Raw genomic sequence first — 22,857 nt, forward strand, 5'->3', positions numbered from 1 at the left:
AAATGCTCCGGAAATGTTGGTGGTGAGAAAGACCGGCGGGCTAGCCGACGATCTTTCCGAAGGCCCGCAGATAGGCCAGTTTCGACGCCGGAAGATGTTGCCGGCACAATGCCACCAGTGCGTCGCCATCCTCGCGCTCCAGCGCGGCGATCATCTGGTGATGTTCCTTGCGGGCCTTGTCACGCTCCGCCTTGTCGGCCAGCACGAGAAAGCGAATGCCATGTGCGCGCTGCGAATAGGTCTCGATCGCGCTGGCGAGATAGTGGTTGCGGCAAAGCCCGAAAAGCTTGCGGTGGAATTCGTGATTGTGCCTGAAGACGCCGACGAGGTCGTCCGTATCCACGGCTGCGTCGTGGTTTGTCTGGATGGCCTTGAGTTCGCTGATATGCGTTTCATCGACCGGAAACACGATCTGTGCGGCAGCGGTGGATTCCAGCAGTTCGCGAACGGCATAGAGCTGCTCTACGTCTGAAGCTGAAAACGCCCGTATCATCGCCCCGCGGTTGGGAAAACGTTCGATCAGGCCCATCTTGTCAAGCTCCGCCAGCGCGAGCCGCAGCGAATGACGCGAAACGGAAAACCGCTCGGCAAGCTCTTCCTCGATGAGCCGTTCGCGCGGATGAAGCCTGCCCAGGACGATGTCTTCTTCGAGAGCCATCACGACCGCAGCGACGGGGTCCTGGCGCGAGGCTTTCGCCTCGGTATCGCCGGCTGGTATGTCTTTCTGGGCTCTCACGTTTTCTCCCCCGTTCTTCGACGCACTCATTCTTATCTGATTTTGACCATACATGTAGGCAACAAGATTGTCGACAAAAATGTTGTTTATTTTGTTGACGTCGAAATGACGTTGGTGCTATCGATGAATTCATAAGCAAACGGCAATCCGGCCTCAGGCCTGCAAAATGCCGAGGGAACCTGAAAAAGAGAGGGTGTGCGATGTGCTCCGAATGCCTGGTCACGGAAGCGATTAAGGAAAAGATCGCGGCTCACGGGGCTGCCTTCCGTAAGGCGACGGTCAGCCCCTTCGGCTCCGAAGACGAGATCGGAATGCTCAATCTCGTCACGGGTGAAACCCGCAAGGCGATCATGGATCGGGCGGATCCGACGCGAATGTACGACCTTTCGGTCGACAATTTCATCGGCATGCCGGGCTGGTTCGGTGCGGAGGATCAACCCTATCAGATCTGGATGACGCACACGCCGCGCGGCGAAAAGATCGACGACATGATGAAAGTCGGTCCGGCTGCCAACGATCTCGTATCCTACTCCGGCGATGCCATCTCGATGTACACCCACACGGGAACGCACATCGATGCCTTCAATCACTTCGGCTATGACGGCAAGATCTTCAACGGCTTCTCGGTCGACGAGCACCTCGGCAGCCGTGCATGGCGCAAGGCGGGCGCCGACAAGCATCCGCCAATCATCGCGCGTGGCATCATGCTTGATGTCGCTGCCCTGCATGGCGTGGATGTGCTTCCGCCAAGCTACGGTATCGGCGAGGCGGACCTGCGTGGATGTCTCAAGCATCAGGGTATCAAGCTGATGGTCGGTGATGTCGTGCTGATCCGCACGGGCCGCATGCGGCTCTGGCCGGATCGGTCGACCTACCTGCCCAACCCTCCTGGCCTCAATCGCGAAGGCGCGGAGTTCCTGGCCAAGGCCGGAGCGATCATCATCGGCGCGGACAATCATTGCCTCGAGCAGGCGCCGTCCGCGGATCCGGAAAATTGGCAGGTGGTGCATACCTATCTTCTGGCCGAGGCCGGCGTTCCGATCCTCGAGATCGTGAACCTGGAAGAGCTTGCGGAAGACGGCGTGCATGAATTTGCCTTCTTCGGCGCATGCATAAAGCTGCGCGGAGCAACGGGTGCGCCGATGCGCCCGGTGGCGATGCGGCTCAAGAAATAAGCTTTTTCCTCACGGCTTTCATGAGGGTGCGCATGGCGTCATGCGTGCTGGCGACGGAGTGTGCCATGGCGGCAAGAACCCATTTTATCACAGGTGCGGCGGGATTGGTCGGGCAGGCGGTGGCTGAAAAACTGGTCGCCCGCGGTGACCGCGTAATCGCTATCGACAGGAATTCGGCCGTCCTTCCCTTCGGAAATGTCATCGCCTGCGACCTCAAGGACGTCCATCGCCTTTACGCGCTGGCCGGAGACGGAGAACTGGATTCAGTCATCCATTGTGGCGCTTATTCCGGCCCGATGGTCGCACGTGATAACCCGTATGACCTCGTTGCGGTCAACGTCATGGGAACGGCGAATGTGCTGGAACTGGCCCGAATCGCTCGGGTGCGCCGCTTCATCAACTGTTCGTCGGTGAGCGTTTACGGCTCGACGGCGAAGGGGCCGGTAAAGGAGGATATACATCTGGCACCCTCGACGGTCTACGGCGCGACCAAGCTTGCAGCCGAGGCGCTGGTGACGGCATTTGCGCGCGAGCACGGTGTCGATGCCGCATCGTTCCGCCTTTCCTGGGTCTATGGCCCGAACAGAAGTACACCGTGTCTTCTTGGGCGGATGCTGCGAGACGCCCAGTCGGGCAAGGCAACGGAGATTCCCTGGGGCAGGGACTTCCATCGCCAGTATATCCATGCGGACGATGCTGCCGACGGCCTGATTGCGGGCCTCGATGCAGAAGCGCTTTCGACGCGCGTCTTCAATCTTACGGGGGCGAACTATCAGACGCTGGGAGAGACGGCGGCGCTCGTCCGGCAGGTCCTGCCGCAGGCGCGGATATCCCTGGGTGATGGCCCCGATCCGGGTGACGACACCCAGCATGAGTTCGACATATCAGCGGCGACGGAAGAGCTGGGATATCGGCCTTCCATCTCGCTGGAGCAGGGAATTCGCTGGTTCGTTGCCGCAATCAACCGTGAAAACGGCAAGTCTGAAGGAGTTTGAAGAATGCTGGATGTTTTCAGCCTGGCGGGGCGCACGGCCCTGGTGACCGGTGGCAGTCGCGGCATCGGAGCCGGCATTGTGAAGCTCTTTCTCGAAGCCGGTGCTCGTGTCGCATTCTGCCACTACCGTGATGAGGCCGAGGCCCAGCGTCTGGCTGACGGCCTGAAATGCGAGGGGCACACTGTCGATTTCATTGAGTGTGATGTCGGTGACGCTGCGGCCGTTGATAGGCTCCGCGATTTCGCCCTCGAAAAGCTTGGTCACGTCGACATCGTCGTCAATGCGGCGGGCATCAGCGGCGACCGTCCGTTCGCCGAGGTCAAGGTTGCGGATTTTGATCGGATGATCGACGTCAACCTGCGCGGCACCTTCATCGTTACCCAGGCATTTTTCCAGCCGATGGTGGAGCGTGGTCACGGTCGCATTATCAATTTCGCCTCGCAGTTGGCCTACAAGGGCGCTCCTGCCATGGCGCATTATTGCGCGTCCAAGGGTGGTGTCGTCGGATTTACCCGGGCTCTGGCCTATGACGGCGCTCCGTTTGGCGTGACCGTCAACGCGATCGCGCCGGGGCCGATCGAAACCGCCCAGCTTGCCGGTATGACGGAAGATTGGCGGGCGATGAAACATGCGGAACTGCCGATCCGCCGTTTTGGCACGGTCGAGGAAATTGCGCCGACGGCGCTGCTCCTTGCCGCGAAGGCAGGGTCCTATTTCGTCGGCCAGACGCTGTCGCCGAATGGCGGCGACGTGATGCTTTAGCCCAAGGGTTGCTGGAACGAGGCGGTCATGGTTACCACGCGCTTGCATTTTGCCGATGATGCCAGACGCAGGATCGGGCGCGGTGCCACGCAGGTCGCCCGTCTTGTCGAGCTGACGCTTGGACCGGCCGCGCGGACGGTGCTCATCGAAAGGGCGCCGGCCGGGCCACTCGTCGGTTCCAGCGGGTATGATGTGGCGCTCCACGTCGAGCTGGTCTGTCCGGTCGAACAGATCGGTGCGCAGGCCATGCGCAACGTGGCCTGGGAGGTGAGCGACTGTTGGGGAGACGGCACGGCGACCGTGGTTTGCCTTGCCGCGGCCTTTCTGCAGGCGCTCGATCAGGCGGAGAAGAGTGGATGTGACCGACGCGCCGTTGCAACCGCTTTCGACGCCGAAGTCGCCGACGTGGTTGCGACGCTGACCCGCTCCGCGATCCCCGTGAGGGAGGACGACGATCTCCGCCATGTCATCGAAACCGCAGCGGGAGGCCTTGAGCTGTCGCCGCTTCTTCTCGAGGCAGCGCTACGCGCTGGGCCGCAAGGCTACATCGACGTCGTGCCGGCTGCCGAAGCCGATGCGCTCGAGGTTGCGCAGGGCCTTGCTTTCGATGGCGGCTGGCTAAGCCCGAGCTTTGCTGCTTTCGGCAACGGGCGGATCGTTCTGGAAAATGCCTATGTGGTGGCATTTGACGGGACGGTGCAGACGATCGAGGAGATCGGCCCGATGCTGGACGTCTTCGTCCGCATGGATCAGCCGCTGCTCTTCGTTGCAACGTCGTTTTCGCACGAGGCGGAAGAAAAGCTTGGCTCTCTGGTTCGAAGGACCGGCGCGAAGATCGCCGCCATGCGTGCACCGGGAGAGGGTGACTGGAAGCGCTTTCATCTCGGCGACATTGCCGCTGCGACAGGCGCGACGCTCTTCGGGGACGAGGGTGGATATTCGCTGCGGACCGTCCGGCCGGAGTTGGTCGGCCGTGCGAAGAAGGTGGAACTGGCGGCGAAGGAAAGCCGCTTTGAATGCGGCGCCGGCGGTTTGCCTGAACTGGATTTCCGCAAAGCGCAGATACGCGGAGATATTGCCCGCTCGCGGTACCTCTCGCTTGATCGCGAGCGGCACGAAAAGCGCCTCGCCCGGCTATCCGATGGCATTGTGACACTCTCGCTGGGCGGGCGCACGGAGCCGGAAAGGGCGCTGCGCATCGGATCAGCGCAACGGGCGGTGCAGGCCATCAAGGCCGCCCGCCAGTCCGGCACGATCGCCGGTGGTGGTATCGCACTGCGCGATGCCGGCCGAATGCTCGGAAACAGAAGTATCGCGGGGCGTGCATTCGAGGTGCCGTTCCGCGCGCTTTCGCTCAATGGCGCCGCTGAAGTGACAGGTTCGCCGCGCGACCCCAGCAATCTGGTGGTCGATGTGGTGCGCCGCGCCGCGGCAACTGCGGCATCTCTCGTCAGTACGGATGTGGCGATTACGCACCTGCGTCGGCTTGCGAGCTGACAGGCGGGCAAATCAAGAAGGTAGTCTGATGTCAAAGGAAGATACCATGGTCGAGACACCGCGTTCCCCGCGGGCGAATATGCTCGAGGTGCTCGGTGCGACGCTCTACTACGGCAGCGTCAAGGCCCTGGACAACGTGTCGGTGGTGGCCGGCGAGGGCGAATTCCTAACGATCCTCGGCGAAAGCGGCTCTGGTAAGACGACGCTCCTTAAGATCATCTCGGGCCTGGAACAGCCCACCGAGGCGCAGGCCCTGCGCATCGGCGGCCACGATGTGCGCGAACTCGGCGCGTCTGATCGCAACTGTACGACCGTTTTCCAGCACTACGCCCTGTTTCCTCACATGTCGGTCCGCGAGAACGTCGAATACGGTCTCAAGGTGCGCGGAATCTCGCGGGATGCCCGCAAGAAACAGGCGATGGATGCGCTTGAAATGGTGCGCCTCGCCCACAAGTCGGAGCGCCGGATCACGCAGCTCAGCGGCGGTGAGCGTCAGCGTATCGCTCTTGCCCGCGCCTTCGTCACCAAGCCAGCCATTCTGCTGCTCGACGAACCGCTCGGCGCGCTGGACGAAAAACTTCGCATGGACATGCAGGAAGAGCTGATCGCTATCCAGCGCAATCTCGGCATTACTTTCGTCTACATCACGCATAGCCAGGAAGAGGCGCTGACGATGAGCGACCGAATCCTGCTGATGCGAAACGGCAGGATCGCTCAGGAGGGGGCGCCGACCGATCTGTTCGACCGGCCCAACAGCAGCTTTACGGCCCGCTTCATGGGCGTGGATAATGTTTTCGAAGGTGTGATCACCGCAATCGATGGCCCCGCGGTCTCATTGTCCGTCGATGGAAATTTGCTCAGGGGACAATGGTCAGGAACATCGGCGCCCGTTGCCGGCCAGAAGGCTGTGCTTGGCGTTAGGGCCGAACGGGTCCGGCTCGACCCGCAGGATGGACTGGAAAACGTGCTGGACGCGACGATCCAGAACTCCGTCTACAAGGGCAAATATCTCGATATCGCATTCGAAACTTCGGTCGGGCCTGCGCGTGCCCGGCTGTGGGATTCCGAACAGCCGCCCGCCGGTGTGGGACGGATCGGCTGGGCGAAATCGGCCTGCACGGTCATGGATCCCTGATCTCGACCGCAACATCGCTTTACGATAACCAAAAAAGGAGAGCAGCATGTCAGTTCATCAGCAGCATACCGGAGCGGACATCAGTCGCCGTTCCTTCCTCAAATCCACAGCCGCCGTCGGTGTGGCGATCGCAGCGGGTGGCGCCTTCAAATCGGCTGCGTTTGCGCAGGACGAAGTCCTTCTGAAGGCCTATGGCGTCACGACCGCGCAGATGGGCGATCCTTCGCTTCTGACCAAGGCAACCGGCGTCAAGCTCGAATTCACGGGCACAGACGCCGATATCGGCGTCTTCATGCGCGATGTGATGGCCAACAATATCGGCGAGACGCATGACATTCTCATTTTCGACAACGGCACGCAGAATATTCTTGGCCCCAACGGCTTCTATGCCGAGATCGACACCACCGATCCGGAACTGAACCTCTGGGATCGTACGCCCGATTTCTGGAAGAAGTCGGACATCTCGATGTTCGACGGTAAGGTCTATGGCGCGCCGATCCTCGGCAATTGTGATACCTTCGCCTATTTCCCCGAGGTTATCGGCGCCAATCCGAACGGTGAGGACGAAATCCCCTACGCCGTTCTTTACGAAGACGACCGCACGCGTGGCCGCGTGGCGCTCGACCGTGTCCTGTCGCAAGCCATGGCCTGCATTGCCAACTTCCTGAAGGTCAACGGGCGCCTCGAGATCGGCGATCCAGCCAACCTGACGCCCGAGGAAGCCAAGGCAGTCGTCGATTACGCCATCGAGCGCAAGCGCGCAGGGCAGTTCCGCACCTTCCACAACTCCTTCGAAGAGCAGGTTCAGCTGATCCAGAACCGCGAAGTCGACGTGCTGGAGTGCTGGGAGCCGGCGGTCAAGGAAGCGGAGAAGACGATGGGCGACAGGGCGCCGATCTACGCTTTTGCAGTCGAAGGCGGTAAGAAATGGGGACACGGTGCCTATGTTCCGACCCAGGCGATCGAGCGGGGCAACAAGGACGCCATCTACAAGGTGCTCAATTACTTCCTCGGCGGTGAGTTCCGGGCCATCCAGGCACGCGATCGCGGCTATGCCGGCCCGAACATGGATCTTGGTGTCGAATACGCCAAGCAGGCCGGCTGGGAACAGGCGCAGATCGACGCCCTTCAGGCGACCGACAAGAAGATCGAGCGCAAGATGTCCAATCCCAATGCCTTCTGGAGCAAGCCGACGGCCGAGAATGCCGACGTGATGGAACAGGAATGGCAGCGCTTCCTCAGCGCTTGATACGATTGCAAGACGATCCCGCCGGTCAGCCGGCGGGATCGTCAGAGAGGAGAGGGACAGGATGATGACGTTTACGGATCAAAGGAAACTGGCGTTGCCAAAAACGGCCACCGGCTGGTTCACGCTGGTCTTCCTCAGCGGCTGGGTCGGCATTGTTCTCGTGCCGTTGCTGATCATTTCCGTCTTCAGCTTCTTCTCCATCAAGCAATACCAGATGGTCTTCGAGCCGACACTCGCCACCTGGACCGGTCTTTTCGAATCCGGCCGGTGGACTGTGGTCGCACGCACGCTCCAGTTTGCGGTGACGGTGACGCTCATCGAGCTTCTGCTTGCCTTCCCGTTCGCGCTCTGGCTCGCCAAGGGCTGCCGATCCGACCGGGTGAGGGCGCTGATCATCACGCTTCTGACGATACCCTTCTTTCTGGACGCATCCTCGCGCATCATCGTCTGGCGCTCGATCCTCGGCACGAATGGCGTGATCAACACGCTCCTGATCAATGCAGGCCTGATCGACCAGCCGATCACCTGGCTGCTCTATTCGGGCTTTGCCGTGCATTTCGGCATGATCGGCAGCTACTTCCCTTCGGCGGTGTTCCCGATCTTCCTGACCATCTCGCTGATCGATGACGATCTTATCAAGGCAAGCGCCGATCTGGGCGCCAGCGCCCGGCAGACGTTGTTCAACATCATTCTGCCGCTTGCAATGCCCGGCATCATCGGCGGAGCCATATTCACCGTCGTGCCTCTGATGGCCGCCTGGGTCGAGCCGCAACTGCTGGGCGGCGGGCAGGTCAATCTGCTTGGCCAGTCCATCCAGAGCGCGCTTTCCAACCTGAACTACCCGGTGGCAGCCGCCCTCTCGACCATCGTCATCGTCATCCTCGTCCTGTTGCTCTCCGTACTGACATTCAGTCTCAGGGGCAGGATGAACATGGCATCCATTTTCCAGAGCCACGGTCACTGAGGGGTATGTCCATGTCCGCAATCGTTCATACCGGGGCCGCTTCCGAAATGCGGCTTTCCCAGAAGAGCAATCCCGCCAGGACGTGGAGCCGTATCGCCAGACTGTGCGGCTTCTTCGCCCTTGCGCTGATCTATATTCCCGTCGTGTGGCTTGGCATCATGTCCATCAGCACCGAGCCGCTTTCGGGCCGGCCCTATCCGCTGACCGTCAATCATTACGAACTGCTGTTCGCCAACACCAACTGGCATGCGCCTTTCCTCAACAGCGTCCTGCTCGGAATGACGGTTTCGGTCGCCTGCATGATCTGCGGGACCTTCGTGGCACGATCGATCGTCGCGCTGACCCGGCCGGGGCCGGTCGTCATGATGGCGGTGCTGCCGCTCTTCGTTCCGGGGCTGACGATAGGCGCCGCGCTCTTCGTCCTGCTGCGCACGGTTCTGGACCTGCGGCTGGGGTTCTGGTCGCTGTTCATCGCACACATGGTGTGGGCGTTTCCATTCGCGCTGCTTCTCATCCTGATCGTCATGCTGCGCTTCGACCGGCGGCTGATACAGGCAGCAGAAGACCTTGGCGCCAAGCCCTTCCGCCGCTTCATGGATATCGAACTGCCGCTGCTGATGCCGGGTATCTCCGGTGCGGGCATCTTCAGTTTCCTTCTGTCCTTCAACGAATTGCTGCGCTCGACCTTCCTGCGCGGTACCGAAACCACGATGCCGATCTACAACTGGGCGATGGCATCGGCCCAGCAATCGCAGGTGCCGATCGTCTTTTCCCTCTCCACCCTCATTCTGCTGGTCACCCTGCCGACGATGGCTGCGATCTTCCTCTTCCTGTTCGCTCGCCCGAAGGCTTGACCATCACTTGGACCATTGAAAAGGAAATCCGATGACTGAGAGCGCATATGTAGCCGTCGCCCAGGTGCCGGCCGTTCTGGGTGATGTCGCCCACAACCTTGCCGCCATGGACGGCTGGATGAAGCAGGCCGCCGAAAAGAAAGCAAAGCTTCTGGTCTTCCCGGAGTGCTATCTCTCCGGCTACATGTTCGAGACCCGCGACGACGCCTATGCAAGCGCCATCGAGCAGGATGGGCCGGAGCTCGAACGGGTGCGCCTGCTTTGCGCAGAGCATTCGATGGAGGTCGTTCTCGGCTACCTGGAGCGGGTCGGACCGAAGCTCTATAACGTGGCGGCGGTCATCGGCCCCGAGGGCGTTACTGGCGTTCACCGCAAGCGTCACCTGCCTTTCCTCGGCGCCGATCGGTTCGTGGACGAGCCGGATGGTATCGACGTTTCGGTTTTCGACACAGCCGTAGGTAAAGTCGGTGTGGCGATTTGTTACGAAATCCGCTTTCCAGAAGTCTCGCGAACGCTGGCGCTGGCAAACGCCGATTTCATCGCGCTGCCGACGAACTGGCCCGTTCAGTCCGTGCTTCTCGCCGACTATTTCACGCGCGTGCGCGCAGCCGAGAATTTCGTCTTCTTCCTGGTTGCCAATCGTGCCGACAGCGAAGGCGATGCAGATTTCCTCGGCAAGAGCCAGATCATCGACCCGCTCGGCAATGTCATCGTCAATGCGGGGACCGACGAGGGCATCGTTGTGGCCGCCGCCGATGTTGACCGTGCCCGCAACAAGACGATCGCGTTCAAGGTCGGCGAATTTGAATTGTCGCCGTGGAAGGACCGCCGGCCAGCCACCTACAGGCTCGACTGAGCCAGGCGGATATGCGTCGCCGGCCGTGTCTTTTGCAGAGGAGAGGATTTTGAGATGAAGATCAGGATGATCGAGGCCCGTGCCGTCAGCGTGCCCGTGGCCAAGCCTACCCGCATCGCCAAGCGGTTGCTCGACAAGCGCGACTATCTCGTCGTGGAAATCGCCGCGGATGACAGCGAGGCGAAGGGTTTCGGATATATCTATGCGGGTACGCGTGGTGGTTCGGTCGCGGCGAAAATCGTCGCCGAGCTTCTCTCGCCGGTCCTTACAGGTGCCGATGCCGATGATATCTGGGGAATATGGGACCGGATGTACCAGGAAACCCTGCTGACCGGCCGTCAGGGTATTGTCCTGCGTGCGATTTCAGCCGTCGACATGGCGCTGTGGGATCTGGCGGCAAAGCGCAGGAACATGCCGCTTGCCGTCATGCTTGGCGGGTCGGTGCGTCCGGTGCCAGCCTATGCCTCCGGTGGCTACTATCGCCCGGACGACGGTCCATGGGCAGAGGCGGTTCATCGCGAGATCCGCTTCAACATCAAACATGGCTTTTCCGATCACAAGATCAAGGTCGGCGGTCTGCCGATCAGGGAAGACGCTGATCGCGTGAGGGCGGCGATCGACGCCATGGACGGCCAAGGCAGGCTGGCCCTTGACGCCAACAATGCCTATCGCGACTACAACGAGGCGCTTCTGGCCGCGCGCGCCTTCGAGAAGGCGGCCGGGGATGCAGGTCTCTGGTGGTTTGAGGAACCGCTCTCTCCCGATGACTATGCCGGCCATGCGGAATTGGCGCGCAGGCTGGAGACTCCAGTGGCGACCGGTGAGATCCATCAGACACGTCACGAATTCCGAAGGCTCATCGAGCAGCGGTCGGCTGATATTCTGCAGCCGGATGTGGGTGTTCTGGGTGGTGTCAGCGAATGGATTCGGGTAACGCGTGCTGCTGAAAGCTTCGGCGTCTCGGTCGCACCCCATTGGCATGCCAACGCCCATGCACAACTCGCCTCGGCGACACCAAATTGTGTCACAGTCGAACATTTCCTGCTCGACAAGGACATCTATAATTTTGAGGTTTTGGTTACATCCGAAACGCGCCAGACCTATCGCAATGGAGAGCTTGTCCTAACCGATCGTCCGGGGTGGGGATTTGACCTTGACCACAAGGTAATTGGCGAGCTCACCGTTGAGCATTTTGCGCTGAAGGCGGAGTTCTGACTGATCCACTGCAGGGTGCTTCCGTGAGGTTTGTCGCGTCAGGCCGCCTGAGCATGTTCCTTTATGGATCTGATTGAGACACGGTCCTAGTTGGTAATGCGTAATAGAAAGCATCTCGATCCAATATTCGAAGTAATTGCGGTGCCGGCGGTTCAATTCCCTTCAAGAGCAAGACGCACATGTCCAGCGGCCGGTCTGGGATTGTGCTCGAGCGGAGGTAGATAGGGGGATCGACGCCTTCTTGGAAATAACAAATCTCTCCAGGTGGTATCGGATCAGAGGTATCCGTGGTGGCTACATGCCCACATAGTGCTAATGTGGGCGTCCTCAGTTCAGGAGCACGTTAGATGAGCCGATTGACGATCGACATAACGGACCAGCAACATCAAAGCCTAAAGGCGCTGGCCGCTTTGCAGGGCAAGACAATCAAGCAGTATGCACTTGAGCGCCTCTTTCCCGGTGACGAAGACGCAGAACGAGCCTGGGAGTTGAAGACGTTGATAAACACGCGCGTCAATGAGGGACTCGCCGGTAGACTGTTGACCAAAACCGTAGGTGAGATCCTCGACGAGGAGATTGCCGAGGGGCGTGCTTGACTGCCTACATTCTTACCGCGGAGGCGGAATCAGATCTACGTTCGGTAATCGGCAAAGGTTCTTTCAAGGATATCAGTGCACTTTATCCGGCGTTACGAATGGCGCGATGCCAACACCACTAGGTCTTTTGTCTGCCACGAGAGGATGCGCCCGCCCTCATCGTGGAGATTCTTCATGAACGAATGGATCTCATGAAGCGCTTGGTTGATCGTCTAAACGAATGATGTTTGGACGGAGGGGAGATTACCTGAGCGGAAGACCGTCAAATGGTTGTTATCGCGTGGCCCAAAAGGGGGCGCCAGTTCTGATCCTTTCAAGGGCTTAGCCTCTGCTGCTCAGAACAACGATTCCAATGTCAACAATCGTTGCCCTTGCGTCTGGAAATGCCACTTGCATTAGAGACCAAATGGTTCCATATTGGCGTTATGGTTAAACGCACGCAAACATCCCCATCCGTTGGTCGCCCTCGCGAATTCGAACTTGATGATGCAGTTCTCAAGGCGATGGGAGTCTTCTGGGACCGCGGATATCACGATGCGTCTCTCCCCGACCTGCTCGAAGGCATGGATCTGTCCAGAGGCAGTTTCTATAAGGCGTTCGTAGACAAGCGGGGCGTCTATCTCCGTGCACTTGACGCCTACATCGAGGATGCTCTTCGCAAGGTTGGTGAAACGCTACATTCGAGCCCATCACCTAAAGCCGCAATTTGCGAAGCATTTTCGGGACAGGTTGAAGCTTCTTCCGGCAAGGAAGGATTGCGCGGATGTTTCGTCGTACTGGCAGCCGTCGAGATGCTTCCAGGGGATGAAGAGGTTTCCGCTCGAATTTCGCGACTGTTTCGGCGACTGCAAGACCTTTATGCGGCAGCGATCATAAGAGCTCAAGCCTTGGGTGAGATTGATCCTGGGCTGGATGAGCGGACATTGGCGAGGTTCCTCGTGTGCCAGATTCAAGGAATGAGAGTGCTGGGGAAGGCAGGAGCGGATCGCGGGGACACCAAGGCGATGGTCGACTTCGCGCTAAAATCGCTCGACTGAACTCAATTAGGAACCGATAGGTTCCTAATTGGCGCATTTGCAGAAGCCGCCGCTTGTTCGGTTTCGCTAATCGATGTGGAGAGACATTTGGAACATACCCGCGACCCCGAGCATACTCATGATCCGCGCAGATGGACTGCGCTGGTCATTCTGTTGGCTGGGGCTTTTCTGCCGCCCTTGGATTTCTTCATCGTCAACGTGGCGCTGCCTTCGATCCGTGAGGACTTCCACGCCTCCGCATCGACAATGCAACTGATAATCTCAGGCTACGCCACCACCTATGCGGTCATGTTAATCACTGGAGGCAGGCTCGGGGATCTCTACGGTCGCCGAAATGTTTTTTTAGCAGGAATGGTCGCGTTCGCCGCCGCCTCCGCCTTATGCGGCTTTGCCTGGTCTCCAACGGTGCTGGTTGTCGGCCGGGTCCTTCAAGGATTTGCTGCGGCAATCATGGCACCGCAGGCTTTGGCATCCATAAATGCAATTTTTCCCGATCACGAGAAATCAAGGGCACTCAGCTTCTACGCTCTGACATTCGGGGTGGCGTCGATGGCTGGGCTGTTTCTCGGTGGAGCGCTGATTGCGCTGAATATCCTCGGTCTCGGATGGAGGGCCATTTTCCTTATCAACCTTCCGGTGATCGCCATAGCCGCGCCGTCCGCGATGATGATACTGCGCGAGACGCGATCGGAGCACGCAAGCAAACTGGATCTTAGCGGTGCAGCGCTGATCGCACTTGCGCTTTTTGCGCTGATCTCGCCGCTGATCGAGGGCCGCGAGCACGGGTGGCCGATCTGGTCGCTCCTGATACTTGCCGCCTCCCTGCCGCTTCTTTTCCTGTTTTGGCATCATGAGCAAAAGGTGGAGGCGGCGGGAAGAGATCCGATCCTCGCACCGCGCCTGCTTCGGATTCCGGGTTTGAAACGCGGGCTGCTAGCCGCATTGTTCTTCTATGCCTTTGCGGCCTTCTGGCTGACATTCTCGGTCTATCAACAAGGCGGCCTCGGTCGGACGCCTTTCGAGGCCGGAGTTGCAATCCTTCCCGTGGCGGTCGGCTTCGTTCTGGGGCCACTCGCGAGTGGACACATCTTTCGCGTCTTCGGCAGGTATTCCACCGCAGCAGGCATGTCCTTGGAAGCGGCCGGATTGTTCGGGACGGCAGCCCTGATCTCATTAGGGGCGCCAGAGTTCCTCTTCGTAGCAATGTTCCTCGTTGGTGCCGGACAAGGCATTGCGCTTCCAAATCTCGTGAAGACAGTAGTACAGCGGGTTGACCCGGTGCAGTCTGGTTTGGCTTCCGGCCTGGTCAATTCGATGCTTCAGATAGGGGGCGCTTTAGCGACAGCTCTTATCGGCGGATTATTCTTTTCGATCCTGGGCTCCTCAACCGATGTGAGATCCATCGGCCATGCCTACAGCGTTGCAGCAGTCGCGATTGCTCTTTGTCTTCTCATTGCAGGTTGGCTTTCTGCCGGCCTTGTACCGAAGAAAGAGGTCCTCCGATGAGGCGAACATTGGCGGGTATGGACATCCGCTCGTCCCGTTGACGGTGTGACCATTCCCGCCGTCTCAGTTGGCGCCGCAGACAATCATTTCTCTACAGATCGAAACCCGAGGTAATCCTCCATGGACATCATCCCCAACCTTCCTCTTGCGGGTAAACGAGCGCTTGTGACTGGTGCGGCACGCGGTATCGGTGCGGCCATCGCGCTGAAGCTGGCTGAGGATGGCGCCGACATTGCGATCACCTACGAGAAGTCGGCCGAAAAGGCCGAAGCTCTCGTCGCAGGGATCCGCGCACTGGGTCGCAAAGCGGTCGCCATTCAAGCCGACGCCGCGAGCCCGGAAACCGCGAAGACCACTGTCGATCGAACTGTCACTGAGCTCGGCGGCCTCGACATCCTGGTCAACAACGCCGGCGTCCTTTTCGCCGGTGATTTTTCCACACAGCCTCTGGAGGAGATTCAATTACAGCTGGACGTCAATGTTCGCGGCGTCTTTTTAATTACTCAGGCAGCGCTGAAACGCATCCCGAACGGAGGCCGCATCATCAGTACCGGCAGTAACGCGGGCTTGGCTGTCCCGTTCGCGGGGATTGCGGTCTATGCAGCGACCAAGTCGGCGCTGGAGAGCTTCACACGCGGTCTCGCGCGCGAACTGGGGCCGCGGGACATTACCGTCAATCTGGTCCGACCCGGCCCAATCGACACCGACATGAACCCTGCCGACGGCGCTCTTGCACCTGCTATCCTGCCAAGCCTCTCGATTGCCCGCTACGGTCGGGCCAAAGAGGTCGCAGAGGCAGTGGCATTTCTCGCTGGGCCGGGTGCTGGCTATATCACCGGCTCGGGCATTCTCGTCGATGGCGGCATAAGCGCCTGAGAACTAAGCGAGGCGGGACCTGCCGCCTGGTAAGCCACGTTCTCGCTGCAATATTGGAGATAGACATGGAATATACGCGCCTTGGAAATACCGGCCTTGAGGTTTCCCGCCTCTGCCTTGGGTGCATGAGCTATGGCGAACCCGATCGCGGAAGTCATCCATGGACACTGGTGGAAGACCAAAGTCGCCCATTTATCCGCCAAGCAATCGAATTGGGGATTAACTTCTTCGATACCGCCAATGTCTACTCCGATGGAACGAGTGAGGAGATTCTCGGCCGCGCCATTAGGGACTACTCAGCAAGAGACGACGTTGTCATCGCCACCAAGGTGAATGGCCGAATGAAGCCTGGACCAAATGGTGCCGGCCTGTCCCGAAAAGCCATTCTTTCCGAGATTGATGCCAGCCTAAAGCGGTTGGGGACCGACTATGTCGACCTCTACCAGATCCACCGATTCGACCATCACACCCCGATTGAGGAGACGCTGGAAGCTTTGCATGACGTCGTCAAGGCGGGCAAAGCGCGTTACATCGGGGCGTCATCCATGTACGCGTGGCAGTTCTCGGAAATGCTGGCTGTCTCCCAGGCGAACGGATGGACACGATTCGTCTCCATGCAGAACCACCTGAACCTGCTGTACCGCGAGGAGGAGAGGGAAATGCTTCCGCTCTGCAAATCAGAGGGTATCGGCGTGATACCGTGGAGCCCGCTCGCACGTGGTCGTCTGACTCGCGATTGGGGCGCGCAAAGCGAACGCTCCGAAACCGATGAAATCGGAAAAGGCCTTTACACTCGAACCACAGAGAACGCCGACAGGCGGGTGGCGGAGGCAGTAGCAAAGATTGCGCAGGAGAAGGAGATTCCAAGAGCACAGATAGCACTCGCATGGGTACTGTCGAAATCAGAAGTAACAGCGCCCATTATTGGCGCGACAAAGTTGCAGCACCTGGACGACGCTGTCGCTGCGCTGGCTGTCAGGTTTACCTCAGCAGAAATTGGCGCCCTGGAGAGCAACTACATTCCACACTCGGTCGTCGGCTTCTCGTAAAAACCGACGTGGGCCCTGAGTTTGCACATGACCGACATTAGGCTGTAGTCGATCTGCGTCGTCACGTGCTTGAGGACATCGTTCCCAATGAAATGCGACAATGCCACGATGTCCAAAAATCTGATTTATGCAACAGGGCAGTTATCCATTCGCAAAATTGCGGGCAGCCTGAATAAACGCACTGAAGGCAGCCGGCGGATTTTTCCTGCCAGGATAATATAGCGCCAGCGGAGCCAAGGTTGGCGTCCAATCCTCAAGGACACGTACCAGTCGACCGGCTGCGATGTCATCGCGCACATCCGCTTCCATGACGTATCCGAGCCCAACTCCATTTTGAGCCGCTATTCTGACAAGGCTTGACTCGTCGAGGGTTATGGAGCCTTGCACATCGATCTGGACAGCGTTCCCGTCCTTTTCAAACTTCCACCGGAACAAGGCGTTGTTGGGCAGACGCGCACGGATGCAGCGAAACCGATATAGGTCGGCCGGTACGGCTGGACTGCCATGAGTGCGCAGGAAGTCTGGTGATGCGACAACGGCATTACTGCGCTTCAGCCCGAGTGGCACGGCGATCATGTCGGTCGGGACCAGATCAGCCGGCCTCAAGCCCAGATCGAAGCCTGCCGCAACGATGTCGACGATCCGTCCCTCCGTGACCAGATCGATATGTACCTGAGGATAGCGCCGCATGAACGACAAGATGAGGGGTCCGATTACCTCTCGGGCTGCCGTCGCGAAGGCATTGATGCGCAATGTGCCCGTCGGGGTTTCCTGGAGAGATTGAACCGTGAGCATAGCATCGTGGATGTCCGTCATTGCCGGGCCAACCCGCTCGACAAAGGTTTTCCCCGCGTCAGTGAGCGAAACGCTACGCGTTGTACGGTTGAACAGGCGAACGCCGAGACGCTGCTCAAGCTTTGCGATGGCATTGCTTAATGCTGTCGTGGACATGCCGAGATCCAGCGCAGCAGCCCGAAACGATCCGAGGCGCGCGATGCTGAGAACGGCGTCCAAATCGACAAATACAGATCGCGTCATTATCCCTCTTTTCGCAATTCCTCATCCTCTTTTATCCTAGTTATCGTGTCAACCAGCTCGTCTTAGATTGCTTTCATCGACCTCCCAAGAGGGCGGCGCCTTCAGCTGGCACAGGCTGAAACCATGATGGAGGAACCAATGACGATCAAACTACCCAAAGCTATCGAGGCCTATTTCGACGCCGATCGAAATGGAGGTCCCGATGCTATCGCTGCCGCCTTCACCGAAACCGGCATCGTAAAAGATAAGGGCCTGACCCACCGAGGCCGTGATGCCATCCGCGCATGGATGGCTGATGAAGCTCAGCAATACAGCTACACGGTCGAACCTTTCTTCATTGCCACCGAAAACGGGAGAACCCAGGTAACGACGCATGCCGTCGGCGACTTCCCGGGCAGCCCGATCGATCTGCGCTTCTTCTTCGTCCTCGCGAACGACAAGGTCGCCGAACTGGAGATCACCGTATGACACAGTTTCTCAGCTTGCAGGGCCGCCGCACCCTGATCACCGGCGGGACTTCGGGCGCCGGCGCCGCGACCGTGGTGCTGTTCAAGGAGCTCGGCGCCCGCGTGCTGACCACCGCCCGGAAGAAGCCGGCGGACTTCTCCGGAGCGGCGTTCGTCGAAGCCGATCTGACCACCAAGCCGGGGGTCAAAGCCGTCGTCGATGCGGTGCAGCGGGAACTCGGCGGCCTCGACATCCTCGTGAACGTGCTGGGTGGCTCCTCAGCCCCTTCGGGTGGCTTTGCCGCGCTGACCGACGAGGAGTGGGAAAAGGAATTCGACCTCAATTTCTTTCCCGCCGTCAGACTGGATCGCGCTCTCATCCCCGGCATGATTGCCCAGGGAAGCGGCGTGGTCATCCATGTGACTTCGATCCAGAGAAACCTTCCGCTACCGGAAGCGACGACTGGCTACGCGTCGGCCAAGGGCGCACTCAACACCTACAGCAAGAGCATCTCCAAGGAGGTCTCTCCGAAGGGTGTGCGGGTCGTGCGGGTTTCTCCCGGCTGGATCGCCGATCCGGGTGCCAATGGCCTGGCCCTTCGCATAGCCGAGGAAGCCGGCATCAGCTATGACGCGGCGATCCAGGTGATCATGAACTCGCTCGGCGGCATACCGTTGGGGCGGCCGGCAAAACCAGAGGAGGTCGCCGATCTGATCGCCTTCCTTGCCTCGGACCGGGCAACGTCCATTACAGGGACCGAACATGTCATCGACGGCGGGACTGTTCCGACCACTTAAGCAAGCGGCGACTACCCCCGTCGCAGGTCAGACGGGTGCGTCCCACCCGCCGATCTGCGAGTAGATCGCGTTACGCAGATATCGCACGTCGCGGTTCAAGGCAGCCAGCTCAGGTGGTGTCTGTGTCGAGGCTGCGAGCAAGGTATCGCCTAGGCATCCTGCCCTGTGCCGCATGGCACGACCCTGATCTGTCAGCGCCACCAGAACCTGACGCTCGTTGCTGACGTTGCGCGTCCGACGCAGGTGCCCGGCGGCTTCCAGGCGTTTTAGTAGAGGCGTCAACGTGCTGGATTCGAGAGCAAGGCGATCCGCGATGGAGACTACAGTCTGCTCATCTTCCGCCCAGAGTACGTTGAGGACGAGATATTGCGGATAGGTAAGGCCCAGCTCGTCAAGAAGCGGTTTGTAAGCGCGTTGGATGGCGATGCCGGCGGTATAGATCGCGTAGCAGAGCTGGTCGTGCAGGGGTGGGGGAGCGTTATGGCGTTTGGTCATTTTGAACTCCTGTCTGCCTTCATATAGCTTATGATATCACAAAAATAAATATCGCGATAATAAATGTGTTGACGCGCGCTCTGAGATCTGGCAGCCTAAAGTTATTGCGATAACTATTATCGTATTGAAACGCCAATCCAAGGAGAAGACAATGACACGAAAGACCATCACCACCATTTCAGCAATCGCAGCTGCAGCCTCCCTCTCGGCCGCCTTGCCCGCAGTTGCCGCTGAATCACTCCCGCAAGATCAGTCCGTGAAAAACGTCGTTCTGGTTCACGGTGCCTTTGCTGATGGCTCCGGCTGGAAGGGTGTCTACGACAACCTGACGAAACGCGGTTATCGCGTCACTGTCGTGCAGAACCCGTTGACGTCGCTTGCAGACGATGTTGCCGCCACCCGGCGTGCGCTCGAGCGGCAGGATGGTCCGGTCATTCTCGTCGGGCATTCCTGGGGCGGAACCGTCATTACCGAAGCCGGCATCGATCCGAAGGTTGCGGGCCTCGTCTATGTCTCCGCTCTCTCCCCTGACGCCGGCGAGACGACGGCTCAGCATTACGAAGGATTTGCGCCCGCGTCCGAGTTCGTCATTGAGACCACGAAGGACGGTTTTGGCTATGTCAGCCCGGCAAAGTTCAAAGCGGGTTTCGCGCATGACGTAAGCGACGCCGATGTTGCCTTCATGAGGGACGCACAGGTCCCGATCAACATGTCCGCGTTTGGCACCAAGCTTGATAACGCCGCTTGGCGCACCAAGCCCAGCTGGGCCGTTATTGCCACCGAAGACAAGGCCTTCGACCAGGCTATGCTGATCCATATGGCTGAGCGCATCAATGCCAAGATCACCAAAGTATCGGCAAGCCACGCCCTCTTCATGACACAGCCAGCGGTCATCGCCGATACCATCGATCAGGCCGCCAAAACCGTTTCGGCGAAAAAGCAATGATCGACTTTGCGCTATCGGGACGGTCGAGCGCCCTCCCGATAGCGCTGATAAAATTGCCTTAAACGGCTCGGCACGGCAGACGTGAGATACCCGCGGCATGCCGGATCCCTGCCCAGATCCATGGGCATTTCCTCGCCTCTCGCGCCCCAGACTTCAGCAAACTTACCTGAAACAATTCACGGAGGAACTCACGTGAAACTGTCTACTCATGACAAGAAAGTACCCGCGAATACGTCTTCTCCGCATAACACCGTCGGCGTCTTTGACTTCATTGTCTGCGGCGCGGGGTCCAGCGGCTCGGTTATCGCAGCACGACTGGCAGGGGATTGCAACGCGAGCGTACTGCTGCTCGAAGCGGGCGGAGATGATAAATCCGAAACTGTATCAAACCCCGCTCAGTGGCCCCTTAATCTCGGCTCCAGCAGGGACTGGGGCTTTGTCGGACAACCGGCCCCTGGTCTGGATGGCCGACGACTTCCTCTCAGCATGGGCAAGGGACTTGGCGGCGGTTCAAGCATCAACGTCATGGTCTGGGCGAGAGGGCATAGGGAAGACTGGAATCATTTTGCCGCGGAGGCAGGTGAGGACGCCTGGGGATATGAGTCGATCCTCCGCTACTATCGCCGGATCGAGGATTGGCAGGGCGCTCCGGACCCGGTTCGCCGCGGCATAGGTGGGCCTGCTTATGTCGCGCAGCCACAGTCTCCGCAGCCAGTGGCGGAGGCTCTGTTGAGCGCTGCGTCAGCTATCGGCGTTCCGGTGTTCGATTCGACGAACGGCGAGATGATGGAGGCCGCCGGGGGCGCATCGATCGCTGAATTGCGAATCCGCGATGGCAAGCGGGAATCGGTGTTCGGCTCCTATGTTCGCCCACTGCTGCCGCGCCAGAACCTGACGGTGATGACCGACGCGCTGGTGACCCGTCTCATCGTCAGTGGCAAGCGGGTGAGAGGGGTGGAAGCTGTCATCGATGGTCAGCGGCGCCAGTTCATGGCGCATTTCGAAACGGTGCTGTCGCTTGGGGCGATCAATACTCCGAAGGTCCTGATGCAGTCGGGTATAGGCCCGGAAGACGAGCTACAATTGCACGGCCTTCCGGTTGTCCAACATTTGCCGGGTGTCGGTCGCAATCACCAGGATCATCTCGCATTCGGTTGCACATGGGCCTACCGAAAGCCGGAAGCAGTCGGCGGTAGCGGATGTGAGGCAAACATATACTGGAAGAGTGACGCGCGTCTGTCCCAGCCGGATATCCTCCAGTGCCAGTTGGAATTTGCAGTTCCATCGCCAATTGAGGCCGGTCTTGAAACGCCGGAGCATGGGTGGACGATGTTCAATGGTCTTGCCCAGCCGAAAAGCCGCGGTCGGTTGCGGCTTTCTGGTCCTGATGTAAACGATCCTATCCTGATCGAGCCAAACTCCCTCAGCGAGCCGGAAGACATAGCTGCCGCCTTGGTCGCAGTCGAGTTATGTCGTGAGCTTGGAAACAGCGAGGGCTTTTCCCCGTTGGTGACAGGCGAAACAGCTCCAGGTGCGCGCGATAGATCAGGCATGATCGAATTCATCCGACGCTCGGCCGTCACCTATTGGCATCAAACGTCCACCGCCAAGATGGGACGCGACAACATGTCGGTCGTCGATAATGAGCTCAAGGTCTATGGCATCGAGGGTCTTCGCATTGCGGACGCCTCGATTATGCCGCGGATCACTACCGGCAACACGATGGCGCCCTGTGTTGTCATCGGTGAGCGGGCGGCCGATCTGATTGGAAGTTCACATGGACTGAGCACTCAGCGCGAACTCATCGCCCCGTTTGTCTGATCCGGACAGTTGGGCCTTAGCGCTCTGTTTTGCATGGCGCTAAGTTTCCGAACTGGACCATCAAAAATTCCAATGTCGTCAAGAGCATTCGACGCTCCGTTTTATATCCATGATAGTGGACATTATCATGGATATTCAGTGTGATGCTCGCCGCGGGATTCGCAGCTTGCGAGTTTGTATCCTATCAACTGCAAAAAGTGGTTGTGGGATGGCTGATCTGCGCTTTGACGCTCAGACGTATGCGGTAGCGGCTCAGCTCGACTTCAGTGCCCGAGCTCGCCCCAGATCCAAATATTTGAATCATTCGCCGAAGAGGAGAGCGCCATAGTCGGTGGCGCCATGCAGAATATGGATGATGACCACCTTCGCATTATCAACACGGTTCGAAGATCAGGTAGCTGCCGCCGGCACTCCAATTAGAACGTCCACTCTCAGCAGACCGCTCCGTTTGGATCTCGGTAATCTCGATTGCGCGCGAGCATCGCCCAGACGATCCGCGACAGCTTGTTCGCCATCGCGATCGCCACCAGCATGCGCGACTCTCGGGCCAGGATATTCGAGAGCCAGGAACCTGGCCTTCCACCACCTCGGCCCTTCCAATGCACAACAGACATCGCGCCTATAATCAAAAGCCTTCTGATATCTCGTTGGCCCATCTTTGAAGTACGGCCAAGCTTTTGCTTGCCCCCACTCGAGTGCTGTCGCGGGACAAGGCCAAACCAGGCTGCAAAATCGCGACCACTTCGGAATGCCTCCATAGGCGGCGCGAAGGCAGTGGTTGCCATCGCGCAGATCGGCCCGATCCCTTGTC

At 59.1% G+C, this 22,857-nt stretch carries 22 protein-coding genes and 2 pseudogenes; 20 read left to right on the forward strand and 4 right to left on the reverse strand.

Annotated elements, in window-relative coordinates; genetic code table 11:
• Positions 1–40: 40 nt before the first annotated feature.
• Positions 41–736 (reverse strand): GntR family transcriptional regulator, encoded by a 696-nt coding sequence (locus OCK02_RS20695; protein WP_263814659.1) that lies wholly within the window; start codon positions 734–736, stop codon positions 41–43.
• Positions 737–1,110: 374 nt separating this feature from the next.
• On the opposite strand from OCK02_RS20695, the gene OCK02_RS20700 reads away from it, so the two are divergent.
• The 16 genes and pseudogenes from OCK02_RS20700 to OCK02_RS20775 all read left to right on the forward strand — a co-directional run bounded on the left by OCK02_RS20700 (position 1,111) and on the right by OCK02_RS20775 (position 16,502).
• Positions 1,111–1,911: a cyclase family protein gene (locus OCK02_RS20700; RefSeq protein ID WP_263814770.1), complete on the forward strand. Its 801-nt coding sequence runs from the start codon at positions 1,111–1,113 to the stop codon at positions 1,909–1,911.
• A 65-nt stretch (positions 1,912–1,976) separates the two neighbouring features.
• Entirely contained in the window at positions 1,977–2,906 is a 930-nt protein-coding gene (locus tag OCK02_RS20705) for an NAD-dependent epimerase/dehydratase family protein (RefSeq protein WP_263814660.1), read from the forward strand.
• A gap of 3 nt (positions 2,907–2,909) precedes the next feature.
• The gene (locus OCK02_RS20710; RefSeq protein WP_263814661.1) at positions 2,910–3,668 is read left to right on the forward strand and encodes an SDR family NAD(P)-dependent oxidoreductase; all 759 of its coding nucleotides are present in this window, start codon (positions 2,910–2,912) and stop codon (positions 3,666–3,668) included.
• Between the two features lie 27 nt (positions 3,669–3,695).
• Positions 3,696–5,165: a TCP-1/cpn60 chaperonin family protein gene (locus tag OCK02_RS20715; RefSeq protein WP_263814662.1), complete on the forward strand. Its 1,470-nt coding sequence runs from the start codon at positions 3,696–3,698 to the stop codon at positions 5,163–5,165.
• A 46-nt stretch (positions 5,166–5,211) separates the two neighbouring features.
• The gene (locus OCK02_RS20720) at positions 5,212–6,300 is read left to right on the forward strand and encodes an ABC transporter ATP-binding protein (RefSeq protein ID WP_263814663.1); all 1,089 of its coding nucleotides are present in this window, start codon (positions 5,212–5,214) and stop codon (positions 6,298–6,300) included.
• Between the two features lie 46 nt (positions 6,301–6,346).
• The gene (locus tag OCK02_RS20725; RefSeq protein ID WP_263814664.1) at positions 6,347–7,549 is read left to right on the forward strand and encodes a twin-arginine translocation signal domain-containing protein; all 1,203 of its coding nucleotides are present in this window, start codon (positions 6,347–6,349) and stop codon (positions 7,547–7,549) included.
• A 61-nt stretch (positions 7,550–7,610) separates the two neighbouring features.
• On the forward strand, positions 7,611–8,513 hold the full coding sequence (locus OCK02_RS20730; RefSeq protein WP_263814665.1) for an ABC transporter permease: 903 nt from the start codon (positions 7,611–7,613) through the stop codon (positions 8,511–8,513).
• An 11-nt stretch (positions 8,514–8,524) separates the two neighbouring features.
• Positions 8,525–9,367, forward strand: a complete 843-nt coding sequence (locus tag OCK02_RS20735; protein WP_263814666.1) for an ABC transporter permease — start codon at positions 8,525–8,527, stop codon at positions 9,365–9,367.
• A gap of 31 nt (positions 9,368–9,398) precedes the next feature.
• Complete coding sequence (locus OCK02_RS20740) at positions 9,399–10,223, forward strand: carbon-nitrogen hydrolase family protein (protein WP_263814667.1); 825 nt, start codon at positions 9,399–9,401, stop codon at positions 10,221–10,223.
• A gap of 54 nt (positions 10,224–10,277) precedes the next feature.
• Positions 10,278–11,438, forward strand: a complete 1,161-nt coding sequence (locus OCK02_RS20745) for a mandelate racemase/muconate lactonizing enzyme family protein (protein ID WP_263814668.1) — start codon at positions 10,278–10,280, stop codon at positions 11,436–11,438.
• 347 nt (positions 11,439–11,785) lie between these two features.
• Positions 11,786–12,034: an antitoxin gene (locus tag OCK02_RS20750; protein ID WP_263814669.1), complete on the forward strand. Its 249-nt coding sequence runs from the start codon at positions 11,786–11,788 to the stop codon at positions 12,032–12,034.
• A pseudogene (locus OCK02_RS20755) lies at positions 12,031–12,258 on the forward strand (type II toxin-antitoxin system RelE/ParE family toxin). The gene OCK02_RS20750 and the pseudogene OCK02_RS20755 overlap by 4 nt, the downstream one beginning before the upstream one ends.
• Positions 12,259–12,537: 279 nt before the next feature.
• Positions 12,538–13,071: a TetR/AcrR family transcriptional regulator gene (locus tag OCK02_RS20760; protein ID WP_318530147.1), complete on the forward strand. Its 534-nt coding sequence runs from the start codon at positions 12,538–12,540 to the stop codon at positions 13,069–13,071.
• 87 nt (positions 13,072–13,158) lie between these two features.
• The gene (locus OCK02_RS20765) at positions 13,159–14,577 is read left to right on the forward strand and encodes an MFS transporter (protein WP_263814671.1); all 1,419 of its coding nucleotides are present in this window, start codon (positions 13,159–13,161) and stop codon (positions 14,575–14,577) included.
• A 120-nt stretch (positions 14,578–14,697) separates the two neighbouring features.
• A complete protein-coding gene (locus OCK02_RS20770; protein WP_263814672.1) occupies positions 14,698–15,453 on the forward strand; it encodes an SDR family oxidoreductase in 756 nt (251 codons plus the stop codon).
• A 65-nt stretch (positions 15,454–15,518) separates the two neighbouring features.
• Entirely contained in the window at positions 15,519–16,502 is a 984-nt protein-coding gene (locus tag OCK02_RS20775) for an aldo/keto reductase (protein WP_263814673.1), read from the forward strand.
• A gap of 141 nt (positions 16,503–16,643) precedes the next feature.
• Here OCK02_RS20775 and OCK02_RS20780 read toward each other — a convergent pair whose 3' ends face one another.
• On the reverse strand, positions 16,644–17,540 hold the full coding sequence (locus tag OCK02_RS20780) for a LysR family transcriptional regulator (protein ID WP_263814674.1): 897 nt from the start codon (positions 17,538–17,540) through the stop codon (positions 16,644–16,646).
• Between the two features lie 138 nt (positions 17,541–17,678).
• On the opposite strand from OCK02_RS20780, the gene OCK02_RS20785 reads away from it, so the two are divergent.
• Complete coding sequence (locus tag OCK02_RS20785; RefSeq protein WP_263814675.1) at positions 17,679–18,008, forward strand: nuclear transport factor 2 family protein; 330 nt, start codon at positions 17,679–17,681, stop codon at positions 18,006–18,008.
• Positions 18,005–18,784 carry an SDR family oxidoreductase gene (locus tag OCK02_RS20790; RefSeq protein WP_263814676.1) on the forward strand — a complete coding sequence of 260 codons (780 nt, stop codon included), beginning with the start codon at positions 18,005–18,007 and terminating at the stop codon, positions 18,782–18,784. Before OCK02_RS20785 ends, OCK02_RS20790 begins: the two co-directional genes overlap by 4 nt.
• Positions 18,785–18,811: 27 nt before the next feature.
• On the opposite strand, the gene OCK02_RS20795 is transcribed toward OCK02_RS20790, so the two are convergent.
• Positions 18,812–19,279, reverse strand: coding sequence for a MarR family winged helix-turn-helix transcriptional regulator (locus OCK02_RS20795; protein ID WP_263814677.1), 468 nt, complete (start codon positions 19,277–19,279; stop codon positions 18,812–18,814).
• A gap of 151 nt (positions 19,280–19,430) precedes the next feature.
• Between OCK02_RS20795 and OCK02_RS20800 the strand changes: the two genes are divergently transcribed.
• Together OCK02_RS20800 and OCK02_RS20805 are read left to right on the forward strand one after the other, a co-directional pair.
• The gene (locus OCK02_RS20800) at positions 19,431–20,225 is read left to right on the forward strand and encodes an alpha/beta fold hydrolase (RefSeq protein WP_263814678.1); all 795 of its coding nucleotides are present in this window, start codon (positions 19,431–19,433) and stop codon (positions 20,223–20,225) included.
• Between the two features lie 192 nt (positions 20,226–20,417).
• Complete coding sequence (locus OCK02_RS20805; RefSeq protein WP_263814679.1) at positions 20,418–22,046, forward strand: GMC family oxidoreductase; 1,629 nt, start codon at positions 20,418–20,420, stop codon at positions 22,044–22,046.
• A 431-nt stretch (positions 22,047–22,477) separates the two neighbouring features.
• On the opposite strand, the pseudogene OCK02_RS20810 reads toward OCK02_RS20805, so the two are convergent.
• Positions 22,478–22,852: pseudogene (locus OCK02_RS20810) on the reverse strand (transposase); the annotation flags it as partial.
• Positions 22,853–22,857: the final 5 nt, after the last annotated feature.

This window comes from Rhizobium sp. TRM96647 (genome assembly GCF_025780115.1).
In the GTDB taxonomy this organism is placed as follows: Bacteria; Pseudomonadota; Alphaproteobacteria; order Rhizobiales; family Rhizobiaceae; genus Mycoplana.